Raw genomic sequence first — 16,527 nt, forward strand, 5'->3', positions numbered from 1 at the left:
CACGCGAGCCCCGCCCCGGCCGCCGGGCCCCGCGCCACCAGGGGCGCAACCGCACTTCGCCGCTACGACCGGTGCTTCGGGCGCTTCGGTTTGTCCGCGACCTCCGCCAGGATGTCCCCGTGGCACAGCTCGGGCGCGCACCAGCAGGCCAGCGTCCGGCCCCGCAGCTCGGGCACCTGGGCCAGCAGATCGGGCCGTGCCATCAGATACTCCCGGTACTTGGCCATCACCTCGGCCCGGGTCCCGTCGTGCTTCTTCTTCGCGGTGTCGATCTGGAACGGGTTGAACAGCGGGTGCTGGGGCAGGTCCCAGCCGCCCCTGACCAGGCGGCGACCGATGTAGACGACGTCGCTGGGGGCGAATTCCAGCCGGGGACCGAAGTCCTGGAGACGGCCCTTGAGGTTGATCACCCTGGTGGTCACGCGTGACTCCCTCCGGAGCGTTCGCTACTCCTGGATAATCTGGACAATCGGCTCCTCGTACGGCAGCAGGTCCGGACGCTTGGCCGGGCGCCCGTCGCCCGATGAGCGGCCCGTCAGCCGCCGCCCTATCCACGGCAGCAGATGCCGCCGGGTGAAGCGGACGTCCGCGGTCCGGCGCTCGAGCCAGCCGGGCGGAGCGCTCGGCGGCATCGGCGTGCGCCACTCGGTATCCTCCGCCTCGTACCCAAGGGTCTGCCACACGGCTTCCGCCACCCGGCGGTGTCCCTCGGCCGTCAGATGCAGCCGGTCCACGTCCCACATGCGCGGATCGGCGAGCGAGGGCACGCCGTAGAGGTCGACCACCAGCGCGCCGTGCCGCTCGGCGAGGTCGTCGACGCAGGCGAACAGCTCCTCCATACGAGGCCGGAAGCGTTCGAGGACCGGGCCCTGGCGACCCGGGCTGCGCATCAGGACGAGCTGCTTGCAGGAGGGGGCCAGGCGCTCCACGGCCTCGGTCAGCAGGCCGCGCACCCGGCCCATGTCGCACTTGGGCCGCAGCGTGTCGTTCAGGCCGCCGACCAGGGTGATCACATCGGGCCGCATCGCGGCGGCGAGGTCGATCTGCTCTTCGACGATCTGCCCGATGAGCTTGCCGCGCACGGCCAGGTTGGCATATCGGAAGCCGGGTGTCCGGGCTGCCATCCGGCCCGCGAGGACGTCGGCCCAGCCGCGGTACGAGCCGTCGGGAAGCAGGTCCGACATGCCCTCGGTGAAGGAGTCGCCGACCGCGACCAGGCTGGTGTGGGTGGGGTTCGTGTGCATGGCGCCGACGATCGTATCCCGAGTCCATACCCGCCGGTCGGTCGGCTCCGCCCGCAGGCTGTCACCGTCCCTTGGCCGCGGCCGTCCGCGGGTTGCGGCGGTCAGGACGTTGCCCCGGCCGTCCGGAGTCCCGCCCCGGCTGTCACGGCCGCCGGGCGAAGAGTTCCCTCAGGACGTCCTCCATCGTGACCAGGCCCGCCAGGCGGTCGTCCGTGCCCTGGACCGCCGCCAGATGCGTACGGCTGCGGCGCATCGCCGTGAGCACGTCGTCCAGCGGTGTGCTCTCCCGTACCCGCGCGATGGCCCGCATGTCCTGCAGCCGGAACGGCTCGTCCCGCGGGGATGCGTCCAGGGCGTCCTTGACGTGCAGATAGCCGACGATCCGCCGCCCCTCGTCCACCACTGGGAACCGCGAGAACCCGGACTCGGCCGACAGCCGCTCCAGCTCCTCGGGAGTGATGCCCACACGCGCGTACACCACGCGTTCCAGCGGCACCACCACGTCGCGCACGGGCCGGCGACCCAGTTCCAGGGCGTCGTGCAGCCGTTCCTGGGCGCGGTCGTCGATGAGCCCGGCCTCGGTGGAGTCCGTGACGAGCCGCGCCAGTTCGTCGTCCGAGAAGGTGGCGGTGACCTCGCTCTTCGTCTCCACCCGCAACAGCGTGAGCAGCGCGTTCGCGAACGCGTTGACGGTGAAGATCACCGGCCGCAGGGCCCGGGCCAGACCGACCAGCGGCGGACCGAGCAGCAGCGCCAGCCGCACCGGCTCGGCGAGCGCGATGTTCTTCGGCACCATCTCGCCGAACAGCATGTGCAGATACGTCGCCAGGGCCAGCGCGATCACAAACGACACCGCCCGGCCGGCGCCCGGAGGGACACCGACCGCGTGGAACACCGGCTCCAGCAGATGCTCGATCGCGGGCTCGGCGACGACACCGAGGACCAGGGTGCACAGCGTGATGCCGAGCTGCGCGGCCGCGAGCAGCGCCGACACATGCTCCATGCCCCACAGCACACTGCGGGCCCGTCGGTCGCCCGTCTCGGCGTGCGGCTCGATCTGGCTGCGGCGCACGGAGATGAACGCGAACTCGGCGCCCACGAAGAAGGCGTTCGCGACGAGCGTCAGCAGACCGATCAGCAGCTGGACGAGGGTCACCGCTCCTCCTCCCGCTCGGCGGCCGGCGCGTGCAGCAGTATCCGGGCGGCCCGGCGCCCCGTCGCGTCCACCACGTCGAGGCGCCACCCGGCCACCTCGACGCTGTCCCCCTTGGCCGGTATCCGCCCGAGCTCCGTGGCGATCAGCCCGGCGAGCGTCTCGTAGGGGCCTTCGGGCACCCGCAGCCCGACGCGTGCGAGCTGGTCGATCCGGGCCGAGCCGTCGGCCGAGTACAGCGCGCGGCCCGCGGCGTCCGTGCCGGCCGGGGCCAGATCGGGCGTCTCGTGCGGGTCGTGCTCGTCGCGCACCTCGCCGACGACCTCCTCGACGATGTCCTCCAGGGTGGCGACCCCGGCGGTGCCGCCGTACTCGTCGATGACGACGGCCATGGTGTTCTTGCCGGAGAGCCGGTCCAGCAGCCGGTCGACGGTGAGGGACTCCGGGACGAAGAGCGGTTCGCGCATCACCTGCGCGACCGAACGGTGGGGCCGTGCGTCGGCGGGCACGGCGACGACGTCCTTGATGTGCGCGACGCCGATGACCGAGTCCAGGTTTCCGCGGTAGACGGGGAAGCGGGAAAGACCCGTGGCGCGCGTCGCGTTCGCCACGTCCTCGCAGGTCGCCTGGGCGTCCAGGGCGATCACCTGGACGCGCGGGGTCATCACGTTCTCCGCGGTCAGGTCGGCGAGGTTGAGGGTGCGCACGAACAGCTCGGCGGTGTCCGCCTCCAGGGCGCCCTCCTTGGCGGAGTGCCGGGCGAGCGCCACCAGCTCCTGGGGACTGCGCGCGGAGGCCAGCTCCTCGGCCGGTTCGAGGCCGAAGCGGCGGACCATGTGGTTGGCCGTGTTGTTCAGATGCGTGATGAAGGGGCGGAACGCGGAGCTGAACCAGCGCAGGGGCGTGCCCACCCGCTTGGCCACCGCGAGCGGCGAGGAGATCGCCCAGTTCTTGGGCACCAGTTCGCCGACCACCATCAGGAAGACGGTCGACAGAGCCGTGCCGAGGACGAGGGCCACGGAGGTGGACGTGGAGCGCGACAGGCCCAGCGAGGCGAGCGGACCCGCGATCAGCTTGGCGATCGACGGTTCGGACAGCATGCCGACCACCAGGTTGGTGACCGTGATGCCGAGCTGGGCGCCGGAGAGCTGGAACGTCAGATTCCGTACGGCCTTGAGGGCGCCCGACGCGCCGCGCTCACCGCGTCGTACGGCGTGCTCAAGCTCGCTGCGCTCGACCGTGGTGAGCGAGAACTCCGCCGCGACGAATCCACCGCAGGCGAGTGAGAGCAGGATCGCCACCAGCAGGAGGAGCAGCTCGGTCATCGGGTCACCTCCGTCCCGGGATCGGCCGGGGACGTGGCGACCACGCGTGGTCGGGTTTCGGGAGGTTCGCCCATCGGCTGATGCTCACACATCTCCATGGTGGGACGGGTTGACCCCGAGGGAGGACCGTTCATCCCCCCTATGGTAAAAGATCGGCAAAGTCGCGCCGCTCGCCAGGGGCTTCACCCAGCGGCGCCACCGCTCCTCGGGTGCGTACCCGGCGGCCCGCCACGCATGCCGGCCCTCTCGTTGCGCCGGAGCACCCTCGCGTCCCCGCGGCGCCCGCCGAGTCGTACGAAGCGTTCCGCGGCGCCCGCCGAGCCGTACGAAGCGCTCCGCGGCGGCGGCCGACAGCGCGGAGCCGACGCCGCGCCGCCGCCGGGCGGCTTCACCGGGGACGCCCTCACTCGTGGGCGATCGCCGCCAGCACATTCATCCGCGAGGCGCGCAACGCGGGCAGCAGCGCGGCCACCACGCCCACGAACGCCGAGCCCACCATGACGGCCACGATGGTGCCCCAGGGGATCGCCAGCGCCTTCATGCCCTGCAACGCCAGCACCCGATGGATGCACACACCCCACACCAGCCCGAGCCCCAGCCCGAGGACGGCCCCGAACACGGCGATCACCACGGACTCCAGCCGGATCATCCGGCGAAGCTGCCGCCGGGCGAGCCCGATCGCCCGCAGCAGCCCGATCTCCCTGGTGCGCTCGACGACCGACAGGGCCAGGGTGTTGACCACTCCGAGCACCGCGATGATGATCGCCAGACCGAGCAGCGCGTAGACGAGGTAGAGCAGCACGGCGATCTGGTCGTGCACCATCTTCTTGTAGTCGGCCTGGTCCCGGACCTGCACCTGGGGGTACGGGCCGAGTGTCCGCTCCAGACGGGACCGCAGCCGGTCCTTGGGCGTGCCCGGTGCGGCGTTCACATACAGCGCGGAGTCCTGTGCGCCCGGCACGTACTTCCGCAACGTGGCCATGCCGAGGAACAGCCCGCCCTCGGTGCCGAACCCGTCCGAGGTGCCCTGGTCCGTGAGCGCGCCGACCCTGAGGACGGCGCTGTGCCCGTCCGGGAACCGGACCGGAAGGGTACTGCCGGCATGGACGCCGTGATCCCTCGCGAACGTCGCGTCCATGGCGAGGGCGCCGTCCGCGAGCGCGGAGGCCGTGTCGCCCCGGACGTAGTTGATATGGGCCACGGCGTCGAGTGGCGCGTCATAGCCCCCGGCGGTCGTCTCGACCCGTCTGCCGTCCGGAAGCCGCAGCGCCACGGGGGCGAACCGCTGGCGCACGACGAGCCCCGCGCCGTCCGTCGCCCTGACCCGGTCGGTGATCTCCTGAGAAAAGGGCTGGAAGTTGGTGTTCTGCACCACGAAGTCGGCGCCCAGCGTCTTGTCGATCTGCTGGTCGAACGACTTGGACATGGAGGTGCTCGCCACCGACATCGCGGCGACCAGGGCGATCCCCACCATCAGGGCGGAGGCGGTGGCACCGGTGCGCCGCGGATTGCGCAGCGCGTTGCGCTGGCTCATCCGTCCGACCGAGCCGAACAGGGCGGGGAAGGCGGCACCCAGCACCCGGATCACGGGACGCACCAACAGCGGGCCCGCGATCACCGTGGCGACGAGCGTGAGGACCACGCCGAGCCCGAGCAGCGAGGCGGACGGCGCGGTCTGTGTCGCCCGTACGCAACCCGCCAGCGCGGCCACGCCGAGCGCGCCCATGACCGTCCCCGCCACCGCGCGGACGGTCAGGGGCCGTCCCACGCCGGCGACCTCGGCGTCCGCGAGGGCCGCCATGGGGGAGACGGCGGCCGCGCGCCGGGCCGGCAGGTACGCGGCGACGAAGGTGACACCGACCCCCACGGCATACGCGGCGACGGGGGTCACCCAGCCGACCACCATCTCGGTGGACTTCAGGTTCATGCCGAACGCGCTCATCAGCCGGATCAGTCCGGCGGCCAGCCCGATCCCCACGGCGAGCCCCAGCGTCGCGGAGACCAGGCCGAGCAGGAGCGCCTCCGTCAGCACGGACCGGCGCACCTGCCGCCGGTCGGCGCCCAGGGCGCGCAGCAGGCCCAGTTCCCGGGTGCGCTGGGCGATGAGCATCGAGAACGTGTTGACGATGAGGAACACCCCGACCAGCACGGCGATGCCGGCGAAGCCCAGCATCACGTACTTGATCACGTCGAGGAACGCGCCGAGCTGGTCGGTGCTGGACTTGGCCTGCTCGCTCGCGGTCCTCAGGTCGTAGGACGCCGAGCCGCCGGACGGGGAGCGGAGCGCCGCGGCGATCCGCTCCTTGAGCCGCGCGTCGGTCAGGCCCGGGGCCGCGTCGACCGAGATGGCGGTGGCCGTGTCGGGCCGGCCGAGCAGCCGCGTCTGGGCGGTCGGGGTGTCCAGGAAGACCAGGGCGGCACCCGGGTTGGTGGTGGTGAAGGTGGCGATGCCGGTCACCCGCACCGGGAACGAGCCGGGTTGTGCGAGCACCCTCAGCGTGTCGCCGATCCGCACCTGCCTGTGCCGGGCCGTGTCCGCGTCGAGCAGCGCCTCGCCGGCGCCGTGCGGAGCGCGCCCCGACGTCAGCTTCACCGGGCTGCGGTCGGTGACGTACCAGTTCTTCGCGATGGTGGGCGCGCCCGTGGTCGGGCCCACGGGTTCGTTGCTGTGGTCGACGACCGTGATGTTCCGGACGGCGACATCCACATGGGCCGCCGCCACCCCGTTCACCCGGGCGATCCGCCCGGCGAGCGAGGCGGGCAGGGTCGCGGTCACCCCGCTCGGCAACGGGGAGGTCAAGTCCTCCTTGGGACTTACGGTCACATCGGCCGCCGTGGAGGCGAACAACCGGTCGAAGGTACGGGTGACCGTGTCCGAGAAGATCAGGCTGCCCGCGACGAACGCCACCGACAGCACGACGGCCAGGGCCGAGAGCGCGAGCCGTCCCTTGTGCGCCAGGAAGCTGCGCAGCGTCGCCCTCAGCATGGTCGCCTCAGTCCTCGCGGCGGACCGCGTCGTCCACGCCCGCCCGGACCGCGCCGGAGGCGGGCCTGCCGTGGTGAGCCCCGGCGAACAGACGCATGCGTCCCAGCACCGCCTCCGCCGTGGGCCGCTCCATCTCGTCCACGATCCGCCCATCGGCCAGGAACAGCACCAGGTCGGAGTGGGCCGCCGCGCCCGGATCGTGCGTGACCATGACGACGGTCTGCCCCAGCTCGTCGACCGCCTCACGCAGAAAACCCAGCACTTCGAGCCCCGCCCGGGAGTCGAGGTTGCCCGTCGGCTCGTCCGCGAAGATCAGCTCGGGGCGTGAGGCGAGGGCGCGGGCGCACGCCACGCGCTGCTGCTGCCCGCCGGAGAGCTGCGCCGGCCGGTGCGTCAGCCGGTCGCGCAGTCCGAGGGTGTCGATCACCTGGTCCAGCCACGTCCGGTCGGGCCGGCGGCCCGCGATGTCCATGGGCAGCGTGATGTTCTCGGCCGCGGTGAGCGTGGGCACCAGATTGAACGACTGGAACATGAAGCCGATCCGGTCCCGGCGCAGCCTCGTCAACTCGCGGTCCTTCAAGCCCGTGATCTCGGTGTCGCCGAGCCACACCTGCCCGGCCGACGCGGTGTCGAGCCCCGCCAGGCAGTGCATGAGAGTCGACTTTCCGGAGCCCGAGGGACCCATGACCGCGGTGAAACGGCCGCGTGCGATGTCCACGTCGACCGCGTCGAGGGCGAGCACCGTGGTCTCCCCCGAGCCGTACGCCTTTGTCAGCCCCCGGGCGCGGGCGGCGATGCCGTCCGCCTCCCCGCGGCCGGGAGAGTGCTCCGCAGCAGCAGTGGACAAGGCCGCCTCCTCGGTCGTGGACTGTCCGGCCCCTTCGCCCGTCCTGTCCCGCACGAGCGTAATGTGATGCGCTGCACACCGGGTATCCCCCTGAGTCCAGACACGCCTCCCTCACGGTCCGTACCCCGGTCACCGGCATGTCCGCCCGGCCACCGGCGCGCGGGGGCGCCCGCGCCGCACCGCGCCGGATTCCGCGCTCCCTTGCCGGTGCTAGCACCATGGCGCTAGCGTCGAAGCATGGCGAAGACCCAGCTGAATGTGAGGGTGGACGAGGACACCGCCCGAGCCGCCCGCGAACGTGCCCTGGAGCGCGGTATGAGTGTCAACCGCTACATCGAGGAACTGGTCCGGCAGGACACGGGCGAGGTCGGCCACACGTTCGTCGAGGCAGCCGCCGACTTCATGAAGCAGTACGAGTCGGTCTTCGCCGAGGAGTTCGGGTCCGCCCCCGAGGGCACGGGCCCGCGGGAGCGCCGGAGCGAAGGCAAGTCGCCGAGCCGTTGAGCCCCCTTGGAATCGACCTCGCCTGGCTGCTGATGGTCGCCGAACAGAAGACCCCCGGGGACCCTCAGGTCACCGACTGGGGAGCGCTGGTCGCGGCGGTCAGCCGACACGAGGCGGAGATATTCGGCGTCCCGGTCTACGACACCCCGCACACCCGCGCCGCCGCCCTGCTCCAACTCCTGCTGCACATACCGGCGCTGGAGCGCTCCAACGCGCTGTTCGCCTCCGCGGTCGCCTACGCCTACCTCGTCGCCAGCGGCGTCAAGGTCGCTACCTCACCGGAGCAGGTGCGCGACCTGGCCCGGCTGGTCAAGAGCGGGGCCGCCTCGGTGGACGACATCGCCCGGGAGCTGCGGCAGTGGAGCCTGTGACTACGCCCCGTGCCCGGGCCGCCAGGCGGTGCCCAGCACGCAGTACGACGTCGGCAGCCGCAGCCCCTTCTCCGGCATCAGCGTCTGTCGGTAGGGGCCCAGCTCGAAGCCCGCGGCGCGCAGGGCCCCGATCGGGTCCCGGGAGAGGTGGCAGCCCCCGTTGAGCGGCGGCCAGACCGTGCGGTCCAGGGCGCGCTGGGCGTAGCGCATGGCGGGTCCGCCGCCCGCTCCGTGCTCGAGGAATCTCAGGCTCCCGCCGGGCCGCAGCACCCGCCGCACCTCGGCGAGCGCCCGGGGCACGTCGCGCACGCTGCACAGCACCAGCGAGAGGACCGCCGCGTCGAAGGCCTCGCTCTTGACCGGCAGCGCCTCCGCCGCACCCGGGGCCACGTCCACGGGCACGTCGGCGCGCAGGGCCGCCTCGACCGCCCGCCTGCGCAGGTGTCGCTCCGGCTCGATGGCGACGACCTCCGAGACCGCACGCGGATAGTGGGCGAAGTTCAGACCGTTGCCCGCGCCGATCTCGATCACGCGGCCGGACAGACCGGCCAGCAGCCGGTCCCGTACCGCCCCCATACCGGCACGGGTCTCGGCGGCGACGCTGATCCGTTCGTAGCAGCGGGCGAAGAGCGGATGGTGCACGGTGTCGCGCGACACCGTACGGGGGCGGGCGGACCGCAACGCCATGAGCACCTCCGGGGGAGGATCGGGCCTTATCCGGATTGTCCCCCGCACCCGCCGTCCGCATCCCCGCCGCCGTCCATACGTGCCATACGCGCCCGCCGTGGCCGCCCCCGCCGTGGCCGCCCCCGCCGTGGCCGCCCCCGTCGTGGCCGGCCCCGTCGCTAGGGCGCGTGGGACGAGGTGAACGCCTCCGCGTCCCATGTCCCGCCGAGCACCGGCGCCAGCCAACCGGGCGCTGCGGCGCGGAAGTCGGCGGGCGCGTACGCTCCGGCGCCCGCGGGCAGCGCCCCGAGCAGCGGCGCCCGCGTCACCACCGGAAGATCCGCGAGGTTGCACCGGGAGGCGAGGTCCGCGGCCTCGGGCCAGCTGCCGATGACCACACCCGTCAACTCCAGCCCCCGGCGCCGCACCTCCCGCACCGTCAGCTCGGTGGCGTTGAGGGTGCCGAGGCCGGCCGTCGCGACCACCAGCACCGGTGCCGCCAGCAGCAGGGCCGCGTCCGCCAGAGTGCCGTCCTCGTCGTCGAACCGTACGAGCAGCCCGCCCGCCCCCTCGACGAGCACGAGGTCGTGCTCGACGGCCAGTTTGGCGGCCGCCTCCGCCACCTCACCCGGCCGTACCGGCGGCAGGCCGGCCCGCCGGGCCGCCGTCGCGGGCGCCAGCGGGTCGGGGTAGCGGGCGAGTTCGCGCACCGTCCAGGCGCCCGAGAGCCGGGCCGCCTCGTCGGCGTCCCCGCGCTCGTCCGGTCCCACACCGGTCTGCGCGGGCTTGAGCACGGCCACCGACCGGCCCGCCGCGACCGCCACCGCCGCGACGGCGGCGGTGGCCATCGTCTTGCCGACCTCCGTGCCGGTCCCCGTGACCACCAGTACCGACATGTCAGCCCTCCTGTGCCGCCGCGCACACCGCGCGCGCGATCAGTGCCACATCCGCGTCGCCCGTCACATACGGCGGCATCGTGTAGACGAGGTCGCGGAACGGCCGTAGCCACACACCCTCGCGTACCGCGGCCCGGGTCGCCGCCGCCATGTCCACCTCGTGGTCGAGCTGGACGACGCCGATGGCGCCGAGCACCCGCACCTCGCGCACTCCGGGCAGGTCCCGCGCGGGAGCGAGCCCCTCCTTCAGGCCCGTCTCGATCCGTTTGACCTCGGTCTGCCAGTCCTGACCGAGCAGCAGGCCGAGCGAGGCGCAGGCGACGGCCGCCGCCAGCGGGTTGCCCATGAAGGTGGGGCCGTGCGCGAGCACGGGCACCTCCCCCCGGGAGATCCCCTCGGCCACCCGCGGGGTGCACAGCGTCGCCGCCATGGTCAGATAACCGCCGGTCAGCGCCTTGCCGACGCACATCACATCGGGGGTCACCGCCGCGTGGTCGGCGGCGAACAGCGCGCCGGTGCGGCCGAAGCCGGTGGCGATCTCGTCGAACACGAGCAGGACGTCATGCGCGTCGCAGGCCTCGCGCAGCACCCGCAGATACGCGGGGGAGTGGAACCGCATTCCGCCCGCTCCCTGCACCACCGGCTCGACGATCACCGCGGCCAGTTCGTCCGCGTGGCGCGCGATCGTCTCGCGCAACAGGTCGGCGTACGCCTCCTCGTAGGCGGCCGGCGGCGCCTCGGCGAAGACCTGCCGGGGCAGAACGCCCCGCCACAGCTCGTGCATGCCGCCCTCGGGGTCGCACACGGACATCGGGTGCCAGGTGTCGCCGTGATAGCCGCCGCGCCAGGTCAGCAGCCGCTGCTTGGCAGGACGGCCGAGCGAACGCCAGTACTGAAGGCACATCTTGACCGCGACCTCGACCGAGACCGAGCCCGAGTCGGCGAGGAACACATGTTCCAGACCGTCCGGCGACATGTCGACAAGGAGCTTCGCCAGCCGGACGGCGGGCTCGTGGGTGAGCCCGCCGAACATCACATGGCTCATGCGCCCGAGCTGGTCGCGCGCGGCCTCGTCGAGCACCGGGTGGTGGTAGCCGTGGATCGCCGCCCACCAGGACGACATGCCGTCGACCAGTTCGCCGGAGCCGTCGGCCAGCCGCAGCCGCACCCCGCTCGCCGACTCCACGACGAGCGGCTCCTGACGGCCCGGCATGGGGCCGTACGGATGCCAGACGTGCTGCCGGTCGAGCACCAGCAGCTCGTCCACGGACAACTCAGGCATTGGGCGCCAGATCCGTTCCGGCGCCCCGGCGGCGCACGGCGACCAGGTCCGTACGGGCCTCGCCGACGTGCGGCGCGGAAGCGGAGCCACAGACACCGCTCTCCTCGCGGGACCCGCACCCGGCGCCTTCGTGGGACCCGCACCCACCACCTGCGTGGGACGCGCACCCGGCGTCCCCGTGCGAGCCGCAGCCGCCCGCCACGCGGTGCTCGGGCAGCGTCACCTGGTCCGTGCCCTCCACCTCGAACCCGGCGTCGGCGATCATCTCCAGGTCGGCCCTGCCGGCCTGGCCCTCGCTGGTCAGGTAGTCCCCGAGGAAGATGGAGTTGGCCAGATGCAGGGCCAGCGGCTGCATCGAACGGAGGTGGACCTCGCGCCCGCCCGCGATCCGCACCTCCACGTCCGGGCAGACGAACCGGACCATGGCGAGGATCCGCAGACACCGCTGCGGCGTCAGGTTCCACTCCTTGGCGAGCGGAGTGCCCTCGAACGGGATCAGGAAGTTCACCGGAACGGAGTCGGGGTCGAGCTCCCGCAGCGAGAAGACGACGTCCACCAGGTCCGCGTCGCTCTCGCCCATGCCCGCGATCAGCCCGGAGCAGGCCGACAGACCGGCGGCGTGCGCCTTCTGCACCGTGTCCACCCGGTCGGCGTAGGTGTGGGTGGTGGTGATGTCCCCGTAGGTCGCCTCGGAGGTGTTGAGGTTGTGGTTGTAGGCGTCGGCGCCCGCCGCGCGCAGGCGCTCCGCCTGGCCGTCGGAGAGCAGACCGAGGCAGGCGCACACCTCGACGCCCTCGTTCTGCTCCTTGATGGTCCTGATGGTGTCGGAGACCCGGTCCACGTCCCGGTCGGTGGGCCCGCGGCCGCTCGCCACCAGGCAGACCCGCTTGGCGCCGCCCGCCACTCCGGCCGCCGCGGCCTGTGAGGCCTCGTCGGCCTTGAGCCAGGTGTACTTGAGGATGCCGGCCTTCGAGCCGAGCCGCTGGGAGCAGTAGGAACAGTCCTCAGGGCACAGGCCGGACTTCAGATTGACGAGATAGTTGAGTTTCACCCGTCGGCCGAACCAGTGGCGGCGCACCTTGCCGGCCGCCGCCACCACATCGAGCACGTCGTCGTCGGAAGTGGCGAGGACGGCCAAGGCCTCCTCGCGGGTCGGCACCTCGCGCCGCATCCCCTTGTCCACCAGCGTGTTCAGCAGGTCCATGAGAGCCGATCCTGTCCTACGGGACCGCCCCGGGCCAAGGAGAGACCGCACAACAGACAGCGATCGACGTGTGGGTATTGCCACACCCTGGGCGGCTGGTCGTCCCGCTAGTGTCTGTGCGCTGCCTACAAAAGCCCGGAGGAACCATGGCGTTCGGCTGGATCGACGAACAGGCACGGGCGCGCCGCCGGGCCGGACTCGTCCGAACTCTGCGTCCCCGGTCGGCCGGCTCCCCGCTCCTCGACCTGGCCGGCAACGACTATCTGGGTCTGTCCCGCCATCCGGAGATCACCGAGGGCGCCGCGCAGGCGGCCCGGCTGTGGGGTGGCGGCTCGACCGGTTCCCGGCTCGTCACCGGAACGACGCAACTCCACGGCGAGCTGGAGCGCGAACTCGCCGACTTCTGCGGCTTCGAGGCGGCGCTCGTCTTCTCCTCCGGGTACGCGGCCAATCTCGCGGCGGTCACCGCGCTCGCGCCGCACGGCTCCCTCATCGTCTCGGACGCGGGCAACCACGCCTCGCTCATCGACGGCTGCCGGCTGGCCCGCGGCACCACCGAGGTCGTGGCGCACGCCGACCCCCGGGCGGTCCGCAAGGCGCTCGGCACCCACCGCGGCCCCGCCGTCGTGGTCTCCGACACGGTGTTCTCGGTGGACGGCGACGCGGCCCCGCTGGCCGGCCTGGCGGAAGCGGCACGGGAGTGCGATGCCGGGCTGATCGTCGACGACGCGCACGGGCTCGGCCTGCTCGGCGCCGGCGGCCGTGGCGCTCCGCACGCGGCCGGCCTCGCGGGCGCGCCGGACGTGGTGACGACGGTGACGCTGTCGAAGTCGCTCGGCAGCCAGGGCGGCGCGGTGCTCGGCCCGGCACCGGTGATCGACCATCTCGTCAACACGGCGCGGACGTTCATCTTCGACACCGGGCTCGCCCCGGCGGCGGCGGGCGCGGCGCTCGCGGCGCTGCGACTGCTGCGCCGCGAGCCGGAGCGTGCCGCGCGGGCCCGCGCGGTGGCGACGGCCCTGCACGCCCGTCTCACGGCCGAGGGCCATGAGGCGGTGCGCCCGGACGCCGCCGTGATCTCCGTGCGGGCCCCCTCCGCCGAACTGGCGGTGCGGTGGGCGGCGGACTGCCGGGCGGCGGGAGTCGCCGTCGGCTGCTTCCGTCCGCCGTCGGTGCCCGACGGCATCTCACGGCTGCGGCTGACCGCCCGTGCGGATCTCACCGACGGGCAGATCGAGCACGCTGTGCGCGTGATCGGCGAGACGCGACCGTGAGTCGGCGGGACGGCCGTGTGCGTCGCTCGTCGTACGCAGGGGACGGGTACGGAACCGTGAGCGGAGTACTCCGTCGGATGTGAGGGGGAAATCGACCCGGAATTGGCTTAAAAAAAGCCCGGGTCGAACGGACATGATCAGGTCAGCCCCATCAGGAACTCCTTCCAGGCGTCGGGGGTGAAGAGCAGGGCCGGGCCGCACACGTTCTTGGAGTCGCGCACGGCCACCAGTCCCCGCCAGGGGCCGGTGCCCGGGCGGGCGGTCTCGACGCAGTTGTTCATTCCCGTGCTGCGGCTGCTGCGCCGCCACTGTGCGCCGTGCAGGAAGGTACTGACAGAGATGTGCCGAGGCGGTGCTGACATGGTGCCTCCTTACGCATCACCGGCCAACGCGGCGATGTAATCCAACGAGTCCTCGGGCGAAAGGGCGTGGATCCGAAGGGAGTCGAAGGCCTCACAGTAGGCCTGGAGGTCTTCTTTCCGTTCGAGGTAGAGGCTACTCGTCAAGTGGTCGAGAACGACGACATCCAGATCGGATCTGCTCGGAAAGGAGAAGATAACGAAAGGCCCAGTGATGCCGATGTGCGCCCCGGCGGCGAACGGCAGCACCTGGAGCCGCACATGGGGCAGCCGGGCCGCGTCCAGCAGCCGCCTGAGCTGCCGTGTCATGGTCTGGGGGCCACCGACCTCCCGGCGCAGCACGGCCTCGTCCAGAACGGCGCTCAGCCGCAGCGGCGGATCCGCGCGCAGCACCTCCTGACGGGCCAGCCGCACCTCCACCAGGGCGTCCAGTTTGGCGTCCTCCAGGGTGCCCACGGCGGCCCGGGTGACCGCCCGGGCGTACTCCGGAGTCTGGAGCAGCCCCGGCACCACCGAGGTCTCCAGTGTGCGCATCCCGCTCGCCTGCGACTCCAGGCTGATGAAGTCGCGGTAGGCCGGCGGCAGCACCCCTCGATAGGCGTGCCACCAGTTCTGCCGGCCGTCGCCGTCCTCCGAGCCCGCCAGCACCAGCAGCAGTTCCCGCAGTTCGGGGTCCTCGACGCCGTACGCGTCCAGCAGCAGCCGTACGTCCCCCGGCTTGACCCCGCTGGAGCCCGTCTCGATCCGGCTCACCTTCGACTGGTGCCAGCCGACGCGCGCGGCCGCCTGGCCGCTCGTGAGACCCGAGCGGGCACGCAGGCCGCGCAATTCGGCGCCGAGTTTGCGGCGGCGCACCGCTGGTCCGTACTGCATGGCCGACTCCCTCCGCACGGCGCGCGGTTTTCACGGCGACGGTAGGCGACGGTAAAGGATGACCCCGAGGGCCGCCCGAATACGGTCGGTCGTCGGAGAGTTCACCGCTTCGGGCGACAGATATATGCATATCTCGAGGGATGGCACGCGCGACAGGCCTGGTGATGGCAGTCTGGCGCGCAGCACCAAGTCCGGGACCGTTCTCGAACCAGACCGCTCCGTGTCGGACCCCGGTCCCCAGGGAAAGGGACGACGTCGCCATGGCAGACCATCAGGAAGCATCCGTCACTCTGCCGAGCGATCCCGCCTCGGTCTCCGCCGCCCGAACATATGTCTCGGACATTCTCACGGAATGGGGTCTGCCGAGCGATGCCGAAGTCGCCGACTCCGTGCGCCTGATCGTGTCCGAACTGGCGACCAATGCCGTGCAGCACACGTTCGGGCAGTCACCGACCTTCACGGTCGACATCGCGCTCGCGCGGGAGGAGTTACTGCGCATCGGCGTCACGGACAGCCACCCGCGCTTCCCCAAGCGGCTGCCGGCCGCCGTCCAGCAGGACAACGGCCGTGGCATGGTGATCGTCCGCTGGCTGACCGCCGAGCACGGCGGGACGCTCACCGTGCGGCCCACCCGGGAGGGCGGCAAGACCGTGGCCATCGAACTGCCGTGGACCGTTCCCGTGCGGTCGGTCTCGGGGGCGGGACAGCCGGAGCCCTGAATCGGTGCCTGCGCATGGGCACGCAGGGCTGGGCCGCTCCGCGCCGCGCCCCGGGGGGACGGGGCGCGTCCCGGGTGCGATGCCGGCGTGCGCGGAGTCGCGGCCTCTCGGAGGTTCCGCGCCGCTCGCCCGAAGGCGCCGCGCAGCAGAGCGCGGAAGGCGTCGGCCGCGGGCGCCGGCTCGTCGGTGCGGTGCACGACCGAGATCGTCCGGCGCGGGGTGCCCGGCCGAAGCGGGCGTACCCCCAGCGGGGTCGCCGTGGTCCTGGCCACCATCTCCGGCACCACCGCCACCCAGAGACCGGCACTGGCCAGCGCGCACACCACGGCGTATCCCGGCGTCTCGACCAGGACCGGCGGAGTGGCGCCGACGGCGGCGACGGCGGCGAGGGCGGCGAGGGCGGCCTCCACCTCCCGCCGCGCCGGGTGCCGCGGCGCCGTGCTGATCAGCGGCTGCCCCGCAAGCTCGGCGGGTGGCAGTCGCGACGCCTCCGCGCTCAACGCGTGGCCCGGGCTCGTGACCAGGACCAGCTCCTCCGACAGCACGGGTTCCAGGGACACGGACGACGGCAAAGTCGCCACGGTGCTGGTGGCCGTGATCGGGCTGTTCCCCACGCTTCAGCTGCTCAGCGGTGGCTATGTGCTTGTACCTGGGCGCACGGCCGCTCCGGGGACTGGGCCGGTCCCAGGCCTTCGCCACCGCCACGGAATCCGCCGGGCGGGCCCCTGACCCCGATGAACGCCCCGTGGCGTCGGACGCGCCCGAAGGGCGGCCGCTGCGCCAAAGTGGCTCGGCCGCCGACTGCGCCGGCCGCGCACCGCGCG

Annotated in this window: 16 protein-coding genes and 2 pseudogenes; 4 read left to right on the forward strand and 14 right to left on the reverse strand. The window is 72.4% G+C overall.

The genetic code is table 11. From position 1 onward, the window contains the following. Nucleotides 1-62: 62 nt before the first annotated feature. The 7 genes and pseudogenes from ACIP94_RS26485 to ACIP94_RS26515 all read right to left on the reverse strand — a co-directional run bounded on the left by ACIP94_RS26485 (nucleotide 63) and on the right by ACIP94_RS26515 (nucleotide 7,555). Nucleotides 63-422 carry a DUF4326 domain-containing protein gene (locus ACIP94_RS26485; RefSeq protein ID WP_402430551.1) on the reverse strand — a complete coding sequence of 120 codons (360 nt, stop codon included), beginning with the start codon at nucleotides 420-422 and terminating at the stop codon, nucleotides 63-65. A gap of 24 nt (nucleotides 423-446) precedes the next feature. Beyond that, nucleotides 447-1,244 (reverse strand): SGNH/GDSL hydrolase family protein, encoded by a 798-nt coding sequence (locus ACIP94_RS26490; RefSeq protein WP_402430554.1) that lies wholly within the window; start codon nucleotides 1,242-1,244, stop codon nucleotides 447-449. Nucleotides 1,245-1,386: 142 nt separating this feature from the next. Then, complete coding sequence (locus ACIP94_RS26495) at nucleotides 1,387-2,400, reverse strand: hemolysin family protein (RefSeq protein ID WP_402430557.1); 1,014 nt, start codon at nucleotides 2,398-2,400, stop codon at nucleotides 1,387-1,389. Next, a complete protein-coding gene (locus ACIP94_RS26500) occupies nucleotides 2,397-3,722 on the reverse strand; it encodes a hemolysin family protein (RefSeq protein ID WP_402430559.1) in 1,326 nt (441 codons plus the stop codon). Before ACIP94_RS26500 ends, ACIP94_RS26495 begins: the two co-directional genes overlap by 4 nt. A gap of 171 nt (nucleotides 3,723-3,893) precedes the next feature. Next, a pseudogene (locus ACIP94_RS26505) lies at nucleotides 3,894-4,103 on the reverse strand (hypothetical protein); the annotation flags it as partial. Nucleotides 4,104-4,125: 22 nt separating this feature from the next. Next, on the reverse strand, nucleotides 4,126-6,708 hold the full coding sequence (locus tag ACIP94_RS26510; protein WP_402430562.1) for an ABC transporter permease: 2,583 nt from the start codon (nucleotides 6,706-6,708) through the stop codon (nucleotides 4,126-4,128). Between the two features lie 7 nt (nucleotides 6,709-6,715). After that, entirely contained in the window at nucleotides 6,716-7,555 is an 840-nt protein-coding gene (locus ACIP94_RS26515) for an ABC transporter ATP-binding protein (protein WP_402430565.1), read from the reverse strand. A gap of 237 nt (nucleotides 7,556-7,792) precedes the next feature. On the opposite strand from ACIP94_RS26515, the gene ACIP94_RS26520 reads away from it, so the two are divergent. Together ACIP94_RS26520 and ACIP94_RS26525 are read left to right on the forward strand one after the other, a co-directional pair. Next, nucleotides 7,793-8,059 (forward strand): antitoxin, encoded by a 267-nt coding sequence (locus ACIP94_RS26520; RefSeq protein WP_402430567.1) that lies wholly within the window; start codon nucleotides 7,793-7,795, stop codon nucleotides 8,057-8,059. Beyond that, entirely contained in the window at nucleotides 8,056-8,430 is a 375-nt protein-coding gene (locus tag ACIP94_RS26525) for a fic family toxin-antitoxin system, toxin component (protein WP_402430570.1), read from the forward strand. Before ACIP94_RS26520 ends, ACIP94_RS26525 begins: the two co-directional genes overlap by 4 nt. On the opposite strand, the gene ACIP94_RS26530 is transcribed toward ACIP94_RS26525, so the two are convergent. The 4 genes from ACIP94_RS26530 to bioB all read right to left on the reverse strand — a co-directional run bounded on the left by ACIP94_RS26530 (nucleotide 8,431) and on the right by bioB (nucleotide 12,478). Then, on the reverse strand, nucleotides 8,431-9,117 hold the full coding sequence (locus tag ACIP94_RS26530) for a class I SAM-dependent methyltransferase (protein ID WP_402430573.1): 687 nt from the start codon (nucleotides 9,115-9,117) through the stop codon (nucleotides 8,431-8,433). Nucleotides 9,118-9,275: 158 nt separating this feature from the next. Continuing rightward, nucleotides 9,276-9,992, reverse strand: coding sequence for a dethiobiotin synthase (gene bioD, locus ACIP94_RS26535; protein WP_402430576.1), 717 nt, complete (start codon nucleotides 9,990-9,992; stop codon nucleotides 9,276-9,278). A gap of 1 nt (nucleotide 9,993) precedes the next feature. Next, nucleotides 9,994-11,274, reverse strand: a complete 1,281-nt coding sequence (locus tag ACIP94_RS26540; RefSeq protein WP_402430579.1) for an adenosylmethionine--8-amino-7-oxononanoate transaminase — start codon at nucleotides 11,272-11,274, stop codon at nucleotides 9,994-9,996. Further along, nucleotides 11,267-12,478 (reverse strand): biotin synthase BioB, encoded by a 1,212-nt coding sequence (gene bioB, locus ACIP94_RS26545; RefSeq protein ID WP_402430582.1) that lies wholly within the window; start codon nucleotides 12,476-12,478, stop codon nucleotides 11,267-11,269. The genes ACIP94_RS26540 and bioB overlap by 8 nt, the downstream gene beginning before the upstream one ends. A 146-nt stretch (nucleotides 12,479-12,624) precedes the next feature. Here bioB and ACIP94_RS26550 point away from each other — a divergent pair, with 146 nt between their 5' ends. Then, complete coding sequence (locus ACIP94_RS26550) at nucleotides 12,625-13,752, forward strand: 8-amino-7-oxononanoate synthase (RefSeq protein ID WP_402430585.1); 1,128 nt, start codon at nucleotides 12,625-12,627, stop codon at nucleotides 13,750-13,752. Between the two features lie 137 nt (nucleotides 13,753-13,889). Here the strand turns inward: ACIP94_RS26550 and ACIP94_RS26555 are convergent, their stop codons facing one another. Beyond that, a complete protein-coding gene (locus tag ACIP94_RS26555; protein WP_402430588.1) occupies nucleotides 13,890-14,114 on the reverse strand; it encodes a DUF397 domain-containing protein in 225 nt (74 codons plus the stop codon). A 9-nt stretch (nucleotides 14,115-14,123) separates the two neighbouring features. Further along, nucleotides 14,124-14,984 (reverse strand): helix-turn-helix domain-containing protein, encoded by an 861-nt coding sequence (locus ACIP94_RS26560; RefSeq protein ID WP_402430591.1) that lies wholly within the window; start codon nucleotides 14,982-14,984, stop codon nucleotides 14,124-14,126. Nucleotides 14,985-15,244: 260 nt separating this feature from the next. On the opposite strand from ACIP94_RS26560, the gene ACIP94_RS26565 reads away from it, so the two are divergent. Beyond that, a complete protein-coding gene (locus ACIP94_RS26565) occupies nucleotides 15,245-15,703 on the forward strand; it encodes an ATP-binding protein (protein WP_402430594.1) in 459 nt (152 codons plus the stop codon). A 119-nt stretch (nucleotides 15,704-15,822) separates the two neighbouring features. Here ACIP94_RS26565 and ACIP94_RS26570 read toward each other — a convergent pair. Beyond that, nucleotides 15,823-16,272, reverse strand: a pseudogene (locus tag ACIP94_RS26570) (LysR family transcriptional regulator substrate-binding protein); the annotation flags it as partial. Nucleotides 16,273-16,527: the final 255 nt, after the last annotated feature.

Source organism: Streptomyces sp. NPDC093261 (assembly GCF_044753645.1).
In the GTDB taxonomy this organism is placed as follows: Bacteria; Actinomycetota; Actinomycetes; order Streptomycetales; family Streptomycetaceae; genus Streptomyces.